This is a genomic window from Desulfosarcina cetonica JCM 12296 (assembly GCF_001311845.1).
Classification (GTDB): domain Bacteria; phylum Desulfobacterota; class Desulfobacteria; order Desulfobacterales; family Desulfosarcinaceae; genus Desulfosarcina; species Desulfosarcina cetonica.
The window spans coordinates 34,989-48,016 of the sequence record NZ_BBCC01000013.1 but is presented as its reverse complement, the minus strand read 5'-3'; the positions used below and the strand labels follow the sequence as shown (position 1 = coordinate 48,016).

The following is a 13,028-nucleotide window of genomic DNA, read 5'->3' as shown; positions in this document are numbered from 1 at the left end:
AACATTGTTTCACGTGAAACACTATTTCCCAATACAAAATTGTTGAAAAATTTGTTTATACAATTTATCGGAATTTACATTTCCAGTGATTTTATTAAATATATTAATTATTATGCCAATAGCGTCGGAAAAATCTTGTAAATCTATAAATATTTCTTTTTCGAATATCCTATTTATTTCTTTTTCAATTTTTTCGAGTAAATAACACTGCCTTAAATTGGCAACTTCAAAATCAAAATTTATTCTGGTTTGTTTTTGGTGAGTAATCTTCTCAAAAATGAGATTTTTTAATTTTTCGATTCCAATATCATTCTTCGCAGAAATTTGTGGGATGTTGTTTTCATTAAGATATTTTTCTAAATTGGCAATGTTTTTCTCTGTTGATATATCTATTTTATTTATAACCTTTAACAGATTTCTATCATTATTTTTGTAGAGAAATTCTTTTTCAACCTTATTTAAAATTCTGCTTCCGTCTAAAATAAATATAATAATATCAGAACATTCAATATTTTCTTTAGTTTTTTTAATGCCTTTTAATTCTATAGGATCTATTGAATGATGTATTCCTGCAGTATCACATGCTGTAATCGGAAGACCTTTAATCGTTAGGAAATCTTTAACAATATCTCTTGTGGTCCCTGGAATTTCACTAACGATTGCCGTTTCTTTTTCAACAAGACAATTGAGCAGACTCGATTTTCCTACGTTTGGGTATCCGGCTATGGTAAGAATTATGCCTTTTGCATATATTGATTTTTCATTACTATTTTTTAAAATTTTTTTAATCTCAGGGAGAATGTTTTCGGCAAGATTTTTTTTTGCCTCAAAACATATTTTTTCCGCTGCAATATTTTCATCATCATAAAATTCAATGTATGCTTCTAATTTTGCTTTAATATCGTAAATACAATTTCTCAGTTTTTCTATTTTTTTGGATAATATTCCTGAAAGTTGGCCGATAGCAATTTGTGCAGCTTTTTCACAAGGCGCATTAATCAAATCGATAATCGATTCGGCTTGGGTTAAATCTATTCTTCCATTATTAAATGCTCGCAATGTAAATTCTCCAGGTTCAGCTATCCTGGCACCAGCCTTTATCACTTCTTTTAATATTCTTTCTAAATTTATTATTCCTGAGTGAACTTGAATTTCAACAACATCTTCTCTTGTGAAGCTTTTTGGACCTTTCATATATAGAATAATTGCTTCATCTAAAATTTCATTTGTTGCATAATTCTGAATTCTTCCAAAATAAATTCTATGAGATTTGATGTTATTTTTAAAAGTGAGGAAATTAGAATTTTTTATTTCTTTTGCTATCGGACTAAAAAGTTTATAAATTATTTCTAAGGCATTAGGGCCAGAAATTCTAATTATACCTATGCCGGCGGGACCTAAAGCAGTTGCTATTGCTGCAATGGTTTCTTCTAACATTTATTTTCAATGCTTCTTAAAAAATTATTTCTTATTATTTTTTATTTTTTTATGGATAGGAATAATTATTAGTTTTCTATAAAATCCATCTCCAATACTTTTTGTTCTTACCCCAATTACATCTTTTAATTCTAAGTGTATTATTCTTCTATCATGCGAATTCATTTGACCAATAGTGATAGTTTTTTTATTCTTTTTTGCCTTCTCAGCCATCCTATGTGCTAATTTAATTAAATTTTTTTTCCTTTTTTCAATATAATCCTCAACATCTACAACAACTCTGATTCTTTTTTCTCTTTTTTTATTAATTAATTTTTCGCTTATATATTGAATAGCTTCTAAAGTTTGACCTCTTTTACCTATTATTACACCACTTTGATTACCTGATATTTTGAATACCAGTTCTTCTCCATCAAAATAATGTTCAATTTTAACATTATCCGATAAATAGTTAACTATTTTTTTAATTTTTTCTTTTTCACATTCTATTTCTTCATTACTTAAAAGATTATTTGTTTCATTGCTATTTTTATTAAACTTGCTTTTATCTTCTTTATCGACAAAAACATTTATTTTAGCCTTCTTTACGCCAACCAATCCGAAAATACCGGATGATCCATAAGTAATAACTTCATATCGTATATTTTCTTTTAATACGTTTAATTCTTTACTGGCACTTTCAAGTGCTTTTTCAACACTCTTTCCTTTAAACTCTAAAATGTTTATCATTTTCCCTCTGGATTTCTCATTCCTTTGGATTTTATTTAGCTTTCTTTTGAATGTAGTATTGTTGGCTAATAGACAGAATATTATTCACTAACCAATATAAGACCAAGCCGGATGAAAAATTGATAAAAATAAAAGTAAAAACGATCGGCATCAGCATCATCATTTTTGCTTGAGCTGGATCTCCAGGAGGTGGTGACATCTTTTGTTGAAGCAACATCGTCGCTCCCATTATTATGGTCAAAACAGGAATTCCGTATGGAGGTTGCATAAAAGGTATTGAAAAAGAAAAATTAAAAAGTCTATCGGGTGCTGATAAATCATTTATCCAAAATATAAAAGGCGCATGTCGTAATTCTATTGCTTGATATAACATCCTATACAAAGCAAAAAAAACTGGTATTTGAAGAACCATCGGAAGACATCCACCCATAGGATTTATTTTGTATGTCTTATATAAAGACATCAACTCTTGATTCATTTTTTGTTTATCATTTTTATTTTTTTCTCTAATTTCGGCCATTAAAGGTTGAAGCTTCTTCATATCATTCATTGATTTGTAGCTTTTTGAACCCAATGGCCATAAAATTAATTTAGTAATTATTGTTAAAATAATTATAGCAAAACCATAATTTGGAATAATGCTATGAATTTTAATTAAAAACCATAGACACGGCTTGGCTATGATATCAAAGAAACCAAAATTTAATACTTTACCCAAATCATGACCAAGACTATTCAATAATTCCATGCTCTTCGGACCCATAAATACTAAATACTTAAAACTCTTTTGTTGTTTGGATTCGATTCTAAAATTATCAGTTATTAATCGATTGGAAACGATATTATCCTCAATGGATAACCGCATTATACCTTCAATCGGTTTTTCGGGAACAATCGTATAAGTAAAGTATTGATCTTCAATACCAACCCATTTTATTATTCCTTTAAACTCATTTTCTTCGTCTATATTTTTAATTTTAATTTGTTTTAGAGAATTATCAATTAATGCACTAGGCCCCGAAAAACCATAACCTTTTTCATCTTCAACATTATTCTTCATCCCAATTGATAAGCTATCAATTAATGCATTATCAGTATTGTTTATAATAGCTACATCCAATGAAATAAGATAACTTTTTGGATCAAAAGTAAATTTTTTATCGATTATATATCCATTGTCAGATATCCAACGAAAATGAATTTCTTTTTTACTTTTTAATAGGGATATTTTTTCTAATTTTTCGCTTATTGAATAATTAGCATCACCAAAACCTTTTATAGAAGAATTTGCCAAAGTTGTATTAAGAACGCCATTATTTATATTGATGGGGATTAATTGTTTATCTGGTGACCCAGGTTTCGCATTTTCTTTGTATTTTTTTAAAACGTAACTTTTAAAAGTAGCGCCTCTACTTGAAATTTTAACAATATAAAATGGCGTCTCAATACTAACTTGCCTTTCATATTGAGGATTATCAACAATATTGTTTTGACGTGAATGGTGGGAAGAAACTATATCTTTCTGTTTATTATTTTCAATTTTATTTTCTACATCTATATTATTTTCTTCATTATTTTTGATTTGGCTTTTTTCTACGATTTCTTTATTATCGATCTGTTCTGGCTGCTTATCTATAAAAAAAACACTCCAGATGAATAATACGACGAAAGATAGGCCGATTGCCAACAGCAGCCGAACTTGTTCCATTTTAAATCTCCTTGACGATTTTTCTCGTCAATACGTTAATTACGCTGTTTATATCTAAACAACATCAACAAAGTCAGAAAAGGGGGAAAAATACATAGTACACAGTAATCAGGAGAATTTAATTTTGCAGTTCATTAGGGAACTGGATCATACCCACCTGGATGAAAAGGATGGCATTTTATTATTCTTTTTAGCGTAAGCATACTCCCTACAGCAAAACCATGCTCTTTTAAAGATTGGTATGCATATTCAGAACAACAGGGATAAAATCTACATGTTTGCCCAAAGATTGGTGAAATTAAAATTTGATATATTCTTATTATTATAAGAAAAATTTTTTTCATCGACATTATTTTCCAATTTTAATTTGAAAGAGTTCCAGCTCTTTTTTCAAATCGCTATGGTCGCAATTTTTTATTTTCTTTCTCACGATAATATTAATGTCATAGTTATTATTATATAACATACGCGATTTTCTAAAAAATTCTCTTATAATTCTTTTTATTTTGTTCCTTACAACTGCATTTCCCACTTTTTTTGATACTGTTATTCCTATCCTTGAATTACTTAAATCATTTTTACGGTAAATAATAATTATATTTTTATAAAATTTCTTTTCTCCAAACTCAGAAAGCGTTATAAATTCATAACGCTTTCTGAGTTTATCTTCTTTTTTCAGTACTTGTGGGTTCATAAGGATTCGACCTTTTTTGTTTATTTCTAATTAATTTTCAAAAGGCCGAATCCTTAAGATTAAAGAGCTAAACGTTTTCTTCCCTTCGCTCTTCTTCTGTTAATAATTCTTCTACCTGCTTTGCTGGACATTCTTAATCTAAAACCATGAGTTCTTGAACGCTTAATTTTGCTTGGCTGATAAGTTCTTTTCATTATTTATTTCCTTTTTTAGTTATATTTTTTTAAAACACATAACAAATCGATTTTATTAATCATAAGAAAATACCTGTGTCAAGATTGAAATACCTGTTTTAATTTTCAATGCCACCATATAATCGGTCGTTTATCACAATGATTCTGTTATTTCAAATGCTTCCATGTGATATCGAACATCGGGATATATCGTTATCTGTTTTTCTATCGTTTTTTCAATACCAGGAATAAGCCGATTTTCTTCACCATGCAAATATTCAGCCACTTCCGGATTAACTCTTAATGTAAGCCTATTTCCGGTCATATCAACGGCATATCTTAATATTTCTCGATAGATAGAATAACAAATGGTCTTTATGGAAATAACATAGCCCTCTCCATCACAATAAGGACACGGATCACACAGAAGTCGACTTAAAGGTTTTCTTGTTCTTTTCCTAGTCATTTGGATAAGCCCCATCTCTGAGATGGGAAGGATATGGGTTTTGCTCCTGTCTTTTGTAACTGCTTCATTTAAAGCGGAAAATACTTTTTCTTGATTCGATTTTTTTTCCATGTCGATGAAATCAATAATTATAATACCCCCTATATCTCTCAATCGAATTTGATAAGCAATTTCCTTAACTGCTTCTAAATTTGTTTTTAATATTGTTTCTTCCAAATTATGTTTTCCGACATATCTACCGGTATTAACATCTATTGCCACCAAAGCTTCAGTATGTTCTATAACGATGTATCCACCAGATTTTAACCAAACTTTCTTTTTCAATGCTCTTATAATATCACCTTCGAGATTATAAGAATCAAAAATAGGTTCTTTCCCATCATATAATTCTACTGAGCTTTTTAATTTTGGATTAAATGTTTCAAGAAAATTTAAAACTGAATCATAATCCTTCTTTGAGTCTATTACTAATTTTTCAGCTTCTTGTATAAGCAAATCTCGAACGGCTCTAAGACTTAAATTTAGTTCTTGATGAAGCATTGATGGTGTAATAGCAGTCTGATATTTCTTTTGAATATTACACCATAAATTCTTTAAAAAACCCATCTCATACGCAATTTTTTCTTTATTAATCCCTTCTGCAGCAGTTCGTACAATATATCCCATATTACTTTTATCTGCGAGTCCTAATACTATTTCCTTTAATCTGTTTCTCTCTACATCATCCTCAATCCTTCTTGAAATACCAATATGCGATGAAGTCGGCATTAAAACTAAAAATCTACCAGGAAGAGAAATATTAGATGTTATTCTTGCTCCTTTTGTTCCAATCGGAGATTTTGAAACTTGAACCAGTACTTCTTGTCCTTCTCTAAGAATGTTTTCAATATTTTCCTTTACGATGGTTTTTTCATTTTGATTCTCTATATTTTTTTTTTCTAATTCTAAATTATCGCAGTTAAAATAATTTTCCGATTCTACATATTGATGGTTTACTACATCATCAACATAAATAAAAGCAGCTTGGTTTAAGCCTATATCGACAAAGGCAGCTTGCATTCCTGGCAAAACCCGCTGCACTCTTCCTTTATAAATATTTCCGGTAATATCTCGACTACCTTTTCTTTCGATAAAAAGTTCAGCAATGGTTTCTTCTTCAACCAATGCTACACGCGTTTCATGGTCGGATACATTTATAATTATTTTTTTATGCATCTTAAATTTTTATTATCTTTGATTGAATTATTTGGTAATCGTTTAATCCGAATAATTCCCTAAGAATTTTATTCGGCCTTATAATTATTCCATTATTTATTTTTATAGTTAAAATTGCTTTATTTAGACCAATAATAGTTATATTATCAATCATTTCTTTTAGATTTATTTTTATAATATTACCTTTTTTATTTTTTTTAGTTATTTCGAATACTTTTTCTTTATAAAATAAATCGATTTTTTTTGAATTAAAAAAACAATCTTTAAGTTCTATGAAATAATTATATTTATCATTTTCATTTTTATGAAATAAGCTTGTTTTTATTATTTTGATGCCTTCAGGCAAAGTTTTATTTATTTTTTTAGTTATTTCATCAGGATCAATATATTTATACATTTTTATTATCATTTCTTCATTTATACTTTGAATTCCTATAGGCAAAGAATCAATAAAAGAAATTTTTGGCATAGGATGAAAACCTTCAGAATATTTAATTGGAAACCCCATGCGTCTTGTTGCTCTTATAAATATATTGACTAATTCTAAATGACCGAAAAATCTTGCATCACCTTTTTTTATAAACTTAATTCTGAATTTATATGTATTAATATCATTAATTTCATCTTTATTATCAGAAATTACTAATTTTTTATTAGTATAATATAAAATAGGTTTTATTTCTTTAAAATCACAAACTCCGCAATTTGAACATTTTCCATTCCGACAATCTTCCGTTGTAACTCCTTTTAGAGAACGTTCTTTTTCTTCAATTAAATATTTTTTGTTAATTCCAATATTAATATGGTCCCAAGGCAATTTTTTTTCAACATCTATTTTGTGATCAGTAAATTGCAGGAAATTGATATTACATTTATTAAAAACAGAGATCCATTTATCATAATTAAAATAATCACTCCACCCATCAAAACGGCATCCATTTCTCCATGCTTCAACAAGAACGTTACTAAGTTTTCTATTTCCTCTAGACCAAGCAGCTTCAATTTTACTAACCCTTGGGTCTTGCCATTTAACTCTAACATTATGTATATTTAGATTGTCTCTTAACCATTCTATTTTATTTTTTGCAACTTCAAGATCAATTTGTTCTTCCCATTGAAAAGGTGTATTAGGTTTTGGCACAAAAGTCGATAAACTAACATTTATTTTTATATCGCCTTTTTTCAATATATCGTATTTAATTTTCTTTATTAAATCGACAATAGCCACTAAGTCTTTATGCTGTTCAGATGGAAGACCTATCATAAAATATAATTTTATTATCTTCCATCCCATTAAATAAGCACTATTGACTGTACTAATAATATCGTTTTCATCGATATTTTTATTAATTACATCCCGCAAACGTTGACTTCCGGCTTCAGGTGCAATTGTAAATCCTGTTTTTCTAACTTTTCTTATGCAATCCATTAATTCTTGGCTAATTGAACCTGCTCTTAACGATGGTAATGAAATGGAGACACCATTATATGTTTTTGAATTAATAAGCGTTTTTATTAGATTAGAAATGCAAGAATAATCTCCTGTGCTTAGTGATAAAAGCGATAAATCTTCATAACCGGTATTAATTAAAGATTTCTGCGTAATTGATAATATTTTATCAGGATCTCTTTCTCTTACAGGTCTATAAATCATGCCTGCCTGGCAAAATCGACATCCTCTTGTACACCCGCGGGCTATTTCCATTCGTAGACGATCATGAATTGGTTTTCCATAGGGTATAATTGGATTTTCTGGATAAACAGCCTCATTCAGATCAGGAACAACAGCTCTATCAACACAAGTATGCCATGCTGTTTTTGGAATAAGTATTTGTTCATTATTAGAATATTTAACATCAAAAAAACTTGGTATATAAACGCCTTTCAAGCGAGACCACGCTTCCAATAAATCTTGGCGGCCGGATTTATTATTAAATTTATTTTTTTTCCATATATTTAGCATTTCCAACAATACATATTCACCATCACCGACAACAATAGCATCAAAAAAATCGGCAATAGGCTCCGGATTACAGGTACAGGGACCACCAGCGATAACAATCGGATCAGTTTCAGTTCTTTTTTTTGAAAACAAAGGAATTTTTGATAGATCAAGCATATTAATCATGTTAGTGTAATTTAGCTCATACAACAGACTAAAACCGATAATATCAAATTCCTTTATTGGTTTTTTCGACTCAAGAGAAAATAAAGGGATATCATTCTCTCGGAGATGTAACTCCATATCCATTGCTGGTGCGAAAACACGTTCTGCTAATATATTGTTTTTTTTATTTAAAATATTATACAGTATTTGTATTCCAAAATGAGATGAAGCAATCTCATAAAGATCAGGGAATGCCAAAGCAAAGCGAATTTCTACTGAGTTCCATTTTTTTTTAATGCTGTTGATTTCGTTACCTAAATACCGACTAGGAAGTTGAATTAAGGGAAGGATCTCTTGAATAGTTTTATTGCTCATGATATTCTTCTTATAAAATTAAATTATTTATCCTTTAACTATTTTTTTTAAATATATGGTTTTGCCAATGAAAAGAAATAAAATTATAGACCTTATTAATTTAGAAAGTCCCAAAAAAAATATTTTAATTAAAGGATGGGTAAAAACAAAAAGAGATTCAAAAACATTTTCTTTTATAGAATTAAATGATGGTTCATGTCTAAAAAATATACAGATTATTGTTAATGATAATTATGTCGATTATTCAAAAATAAGGAAATTAAAAACAGGATCAGCCCTTGAAGTCACTGGCAACATGGTTGCATCTCAAGGAAGTAGACAAAAATGGGAAATCCAAGCCCTTACCATAGAAATAATAGGTTCCTCTGAAGATTCCTTCCCTTTGCAAAAAAAGAGGCATAGTGATGAATATTTACGTACGATTGCCCATTTAAGGCCACGAACAAATAAATACGGTTCCTTATTTAGAATCAGAAGTGAAGTTTCATGGGCTGTCCATAAATTTTTCAAAGATCGTGGTTTTTGGTATATACATACCCCTGTTATCACCAGCTCGGATTGTGAAGGAGCAGGAGAGCTTTTTCGTGTTACGACATTAAGTGACCCCCTTCCTATGAAGGAAGATAAAAAAATCGATTATTCAAAAGATTTTTTGGTAAAGAATCAAATCTTACTGTATCGGGTCAGCTTTCAGCAGAAATGTTTGCCCTATCATTAGGCAATGTTTATACGTTTGGACCTACTTTCCGTGCTGAAAACTCAAATACGAGCCGGCATATTGCAGAATTCTGGATGATAGAACCAGAAATGGCATTCTGCAATCTTAATGAAAATATGGATCTTGGAGAAGAACTTATCAAAAATATTGTTAGTTTTTCCCTTGAGTATTGTTCCGATGATATCAATTTATTCTCAAATTTTGTTGATAAACAGTTGATTTTTTCTTTGGACAAAATCATTTATAACGATTTTATTAGAATTCCATATGAAGAAGCCGTTGATATTTTAATAAAATCAAAAGAAGCTTTCACTTTCAAAATCGTTCATGGCTTGGACCTGCAATCCGAGCATGAACGTTATTTGAGCGAAAAAGTTTTCAATAAACCGGTGATCATATATAACTATCCTAAAGGAATTAAACCTTTTTATATGCGCTTGAATGAAGATAACGAAACGGTTGCGGCCATGGATATCATTGTTCCCCGAATTGGAGAGTTAATAGGTGGTAGCCAACGTGAGGAAAGGCTTGATATATTAGAAAAAAATATGGAATTTTTAGGCCTTTCAAAAGATCACTATTGGTGGTATTTGGACTCAAGAAAATATGGGTCTGTTCCACACAGTGGATTTGGACTTGGCTTTGAACGCCTTCTAATGCTGATTACTGGCATTACTAATATTAGAGATGTAATTCCCTTTCCTAGAACTCCCGGAAGCATAGATTTTTAATAGCTTATTAAAACTTTAATCATTTTAAATAGATAGCATTTTTATTAAAATTATTCAAAAAGAGATTGACAATAAATAATGTTTATGCGAGTTCTTATAAGCTCTTTTATGCAAAAAACCTGCGATTGCGATAATACTCTATTCTGCCTACTGATTCGATTACTTAAACGTTATTAACTGTTCTTGCTGCTGCTGAAGTTGAAAAAATTTGCCAATAAAGGAGCGCACCCATTAAAGAACCCTCTATTTTTTAAATAGGGGGTTCTTGTTTTTAGCCTCTTTAAATATCTAACATACTGACTTCTAAAGCGTTATTTTGAATGAAATCGCGTCTTGGCTCAACCTCGTCTCCCATAAGAATAGTAAAAATTTCATCTGATTCAACCGCATCCTCAACAGTTACTTTTAGCAAGGTTCTTTTATCTGGGTGCATTGTTGTCTGCCATAATTGTTCTGGATTCATTTCGCCTAAACCTTTGTATCTCTGAATATTGAACCCTTTCTTGCCTTCTTCAAGAATATTTTGCAATAAATCATATTTATTTTTTAAAATAGCAGGTTCTGACTCTTTTTCCATCGAACTTATTTCAAATGGAGGGTTATCTATATTTTCTATTTTTTTATTCAAAATAAAACATTTCTGATAATCTGAGGAATATATCAAACTTTTTCCAACAGTATTTATTTGCATATAATTATTTTGATCAGGCGCTTTAATGGTTAACTCAAAAACTTCTTCATCACGATTCCAATATAATTCTTCTGTAGCATAGCCTTTGGATTTAAATTTTTCATTTAATTTTAGCATGTTGTCTCTATTTTGAAGAAAAGATTTATCTTGTATTTCAGATTTTATCAATTCCTCCACAACCTTAGAATTAAAACCATTGCTTTCCAACTTCTCCATTGAGGCAACAAACTCACTTAAATCACATAAAAAATAAAAAGGTTATAATCTACAAGAGTATGATCTTTCTGTAATACTTTTATTTTTTTCTTTTCGCTGCTCTTTTTAAGTATAAATTCGTTGAGTTCCTTTTCATTTTTAATGTAGGATTCGTTCTTTCCTTTGGTAATTTTAAATAACGGTGGTTGAGCAATATATAGATAGCCCTTATCCACTAATTCCGGCATTTGACGGTAAAAAAAAGTCAGTAACAATGTCTGATGTGAGAACCATCAACATCAGCGTCCGTCATAATTATAATTTTATGATACCGTATTTTATCAATATTATATTCTTCTTTTCCTACTCCTGTTCCTAACGCTGTAATTATATTTTTTATTTCTTCACTTCGCAGGATTTTATCGAATCTTGCTTTTTCTACATTCAGTATTTTTCCTCTTAACGGTAATATTGCCTGAAATTTTCTGTCCCTACCTTGTTTCGCCGAGCCACCTGCCGAGTCACCTTCGACAAGGAATAATTCCCGCATTGAAGGCTCAGGAACTTGGCAATCCGCTAATTTTCCCGGAAGTGTTGAATCAATTAACGCGCCTTTATTTCTTGCAAGATCCCTCGCTCTTTTGGCTGCATCCCGAGCTCTTGCCGCATCGACTGCCTTTTCAATGATCTTACGTGCTACAGCAGGATTTTCTTCCATAAAAGAGCTGAGTTTTTCATTAACCAGCGACTCAACCAAACCCTTAACTTCACTATTTCCCAACTTTGTTTTGGTCTGCCCTTCAAACTGGGGTGACTTGATTCTAACACTAACAATAGCTGTCAACCCTTCACGGACATCATCACCACTTATTTTTGCAGAAAGGTTTTTTGGCAGATTACCATTAAGAGAATACTGATTTATACACCTGGTAAGTGCCGCTTTAAAACCAATTAAATGAAAACCACCCTCTACCGTATTGATATTATTCGCAAAAGAAAAAATATTTTCCTTATAGGTAGCATTGTACTGAATAGCTACTTCTATATTTACATCATTTCGATATCCTTCTATGAATACGGGCTCATGTAAAACTGCGTGGCGTCTGTTCAGATATTCGACAAAAGATGCAATTCCTCCATCATAATGGAATTTTTCATTTTTATCGAAACGTTCATCCTCGATGTATATATTAACCCCTTTGTTCAGAAAGGCCAATTCTCTCAGTCGCCGTGAAAGAATATCATAATTAAATTCTGTTGTATTGAATATCGTATCATCAGGAATAAAATGGATCTTTGTTCCTTTTTTATCAGTTTTTCCTTTAATCGTTAATTCACTTGTTTTAATTCCTCGCTCATATGTCTGATAATAAATATTACCTTTTCCGTATATTTCGACTTCAAGTTTTTTTGACAACGCATTAACGACGCTAACACCAACGCCATGAAGTCCTCCAGACACTTTATAACTGTCATTGTCAAATTTTCCACCGGCATGCAGTTTCGTCAATACGACTTCGACAGCTGGAACATTTTCCGTGCGATGAATATCAACAGGTATACCGCGCCCGTTATCTTCAACACTAACACTGTTATCCGAATGAATACTGACCCGGATATTATCACAAAAACCGGCCATCGCCTCATCAATGCTATTATCCACAACCTCGTAAACCAAATGATGAAGACCAGCCACATCAACATTACCAATATACATTGAGGGTCTTAACCGGACCGGCTCAAGCCCCTCTAGTACATCTATACTATTTGCATCATAAATTTCGCTCAT

Annotated in this window: 10 protein-coding genes and 1 pseudogene; 2 read left to right on the top strand and 9 right to left on the bottom strand. The window is 30.7% G+C overall.

All coding sequences use genetic code 11. From position 1 onward, the window contains the following. Positions 1–21: 21 nt before the first annotated feature. The 8 genes from mnmE to JCM12296_RS35925 all read right to left on the bottom strand — a co-directional run bounded on the left by mnmE (position 22) and on the right by JCM12296_RS35925 (position 8,904). A complete protein-coding gene (gene mnmE, locus JCM12296_RS04905; protein ID WP_054690602.1) occupies positions 22–1,437 on the bottom strand; it encodes a tRNA uridine-5-carboxymethylaminomethyl(34) synthesis GTPase MnmE in 1,416 nt (471 codons plus the stop codon). 24 nt (positions 1,438–1,461) lie between these two features. Next, the gene (gene jag, locus JCM12296_RS04900; RefSeq protein WP_054690600.1) at positions 1,462–2,166 is read right to left on the bottom strand and encodes an RNA-binding cell elongation regulator Jag/EloR; all 705 of its coding nucleotides are present in this window, start codon (positions 2,164–2,166) and stop codon (positions 1,462–1,464) included. Between the two features lie 31 nt (positions 2,167–2,197). After that, the gene (gene yidC / locus JCM12296_RS04895) at positions 2,198–3,874 is read right to left on the bottom strand and encodes a membrane protein insertase YidC (RefSeq protein ID WP_054690598.1); all 1,677 of its coding nucleotides are present in this window, start codon (positions 3,872–3,874) and stop codon (positions 2,198–2,200) included. 134 nt (positions 3,875–4,008) lie between these two features. Next, the gene (gene yidD / locus JCM12296_RS35935) at positions 4,009–4,218 is read right to left on the bottom strand and encodes a membrane protein insertion efficiency factor YidD (RefSeq protein WP_083455849.1); all 210 of its coding nucleotides are present in this window, start codon (positions 4,216–4,218) and stop codon (positions 4,009–4,011) included. A gap of 5 nt (positions 4,219–4,223) precedes the next feature. Then, positions 4,224–4,568: a ribonuclease P protein component gene (gene rnpA / locus JCM12296_RS04890; RefSeq protein ID WP_054690596.1), complete on the bottom strand. Its 345-nt coding sequence runs from the start codon at positions 4,566–4,568 to the stop codon at positions 4,224–4,226. A 59-nt stretch (positions 4,569–4,627) separates the two neighbouring features. After that, positions 4,628–4,762, bottom strand: a complete 135-nt coding sequence (gene rpmH / locus JCM12296_RS35930) for a 50S ribosomal protein L34 (protein ID WP_083455842.1) — start codon at positions 4,760–4,762, stop codon at positions 4,628–4,630. A gap of 133 nt (positions 4,763–4,895) precedes the next feature. Continuing rightward, a complete protein-coding gene (locus JCM12296_RS04885; RefSeq protein ID WP_054690594.1) occupies positions 4,896–6,422 on the bottom strand; it encodes an Rne/Rng family ribonuclease in 1,527 nt (508 codons plus the stop codon). A gap of 1 nt (position 6,423) precedes the next feature. Continuing rightward, the gene (locus JCM12296_RS35925; RefSeq protein ID WP_083455841.1) at positions 6,424–8,904 is read right to left on the bottom strand and encodes a TIGR03960 family B12-binding radical SAM protein; all 2,481 of its coding nucleotides are present in this window, start codon (positions 8,902–8,904) and stop codon (positions 6,424–6,426) included. A 67-nt stretch (positions 8,905–8,971) separates the two neighbouring features. Here JCM12296_RS35925 and JCM12296_RS51300 point away from each other — a divergent pair, with 67 nt between their 5' ends. Both JCM12296_RS51300 and asnS read left to right on the top strand, forming a co-directional pair. Further along, positions 8,972–9,622, top strand: a complete 651-nt coding sequence (locus JCM12296_RS51300) for an OB-fold nucleic acid binding domain-containing protein (RefSeq protein WP_306303966.1) — start codon at positions 8,972–8,974, stop codon at positions 9,620–9,622. Beyond that, entirely contained in the window at positions 9,604–10,353 is a 750-nt protein-coding gene (gene asnS / locus JCM12296_RS51295) for an asparagine--tRNA ligase (protein WP_306303965.1), read from the top strand. The genes JCM12296_RS51300 and asnS overlap by 19 nt, the downstream gene beginning before the upstream one ends. Before the next feature lie 280 nt (positions 10,354–10,633). On the opposite strand, the pseudogene gyrB reads toward asnS, so the two are convergent. After that, positions 10,634–13,028, bottom strand: a pseudogene (gyrB, locus tag JCM12296_RS04870) (DNA topoisomerase (ATP-hydrolyzing) subunit B).

Excerpts from the sequence above, each read along its gene's own strand:
- mnmE (WP_054690602.1), bottom strand. The coding sequence starts at position 1,437 with ATGTTAGAAGAAACCATTGCAGCAATAGCAACTGCTTTAGGTCCCGCC.
- jag (WP_054690600.1), bottom strand. The coding sequence starts at position 2,166 with ATGATAAACATTTTAGAGTTTAAAGGAAAGAGTGTTGAAAAAGCACTT.
- yidC (WP_054690598.1), bottom strand. The coding sequence starts at position 3,874 with ATGGAACAAGTTCGGCTGCTGTTGGCAATCGGCCTATCTTTCGTCGTA.
- yidD (WP_083455849.1), bottom strand. The coding sequence starts at position 4,218 with ATGAAAAAAATTTTTCTTATAATAATAAGAATATATCAAATTTTAATT.
- rnpA (WP_054690596.1), bottom strand. The coding sequence starts at position 4,568 with ATGAACCCACAAGTACTGAAAAAAGAAGATAAACTCAGAAAGCGTTAT.
- rpmH (WP_083455842.1), bottom strand. The coding sequence starts at position 4,762 with ATGAAAAGAACTTATCAGCCAAGCAAAATTAAGCGTTCAAGAACTCAT.
- JCM12296_RS04885 (WP_054690594.1), bottom strand. The coding sequence starts at position 6,422 with ATGCATAAAAAAATAATTATAAATGTATCCGACCATGAAACGCGTGTA.
- JCM12296_RS35925 (WP_083455841.1), bottom strand. The coding sequence starts at position 8,904 with ATGAGCAATAAAACTATTCAAGAGATCCTTCCCTTAATTCAACTTCCT.
- JCM12296_RS51300 (WP_306303966.1), top strand. The coding sequence starts at position 8,972 with ATGAAAAGAAATAAAATTATAGACCTTATTAATTTAGAAAGTCCCAAA.
- asnS (WP_306303965.1), top strand. The coding sequence starts at position 9,604 with ATGTTTGCCCTATCATTAGGCAATGTTTATACGTTTGGACCTACTTTC.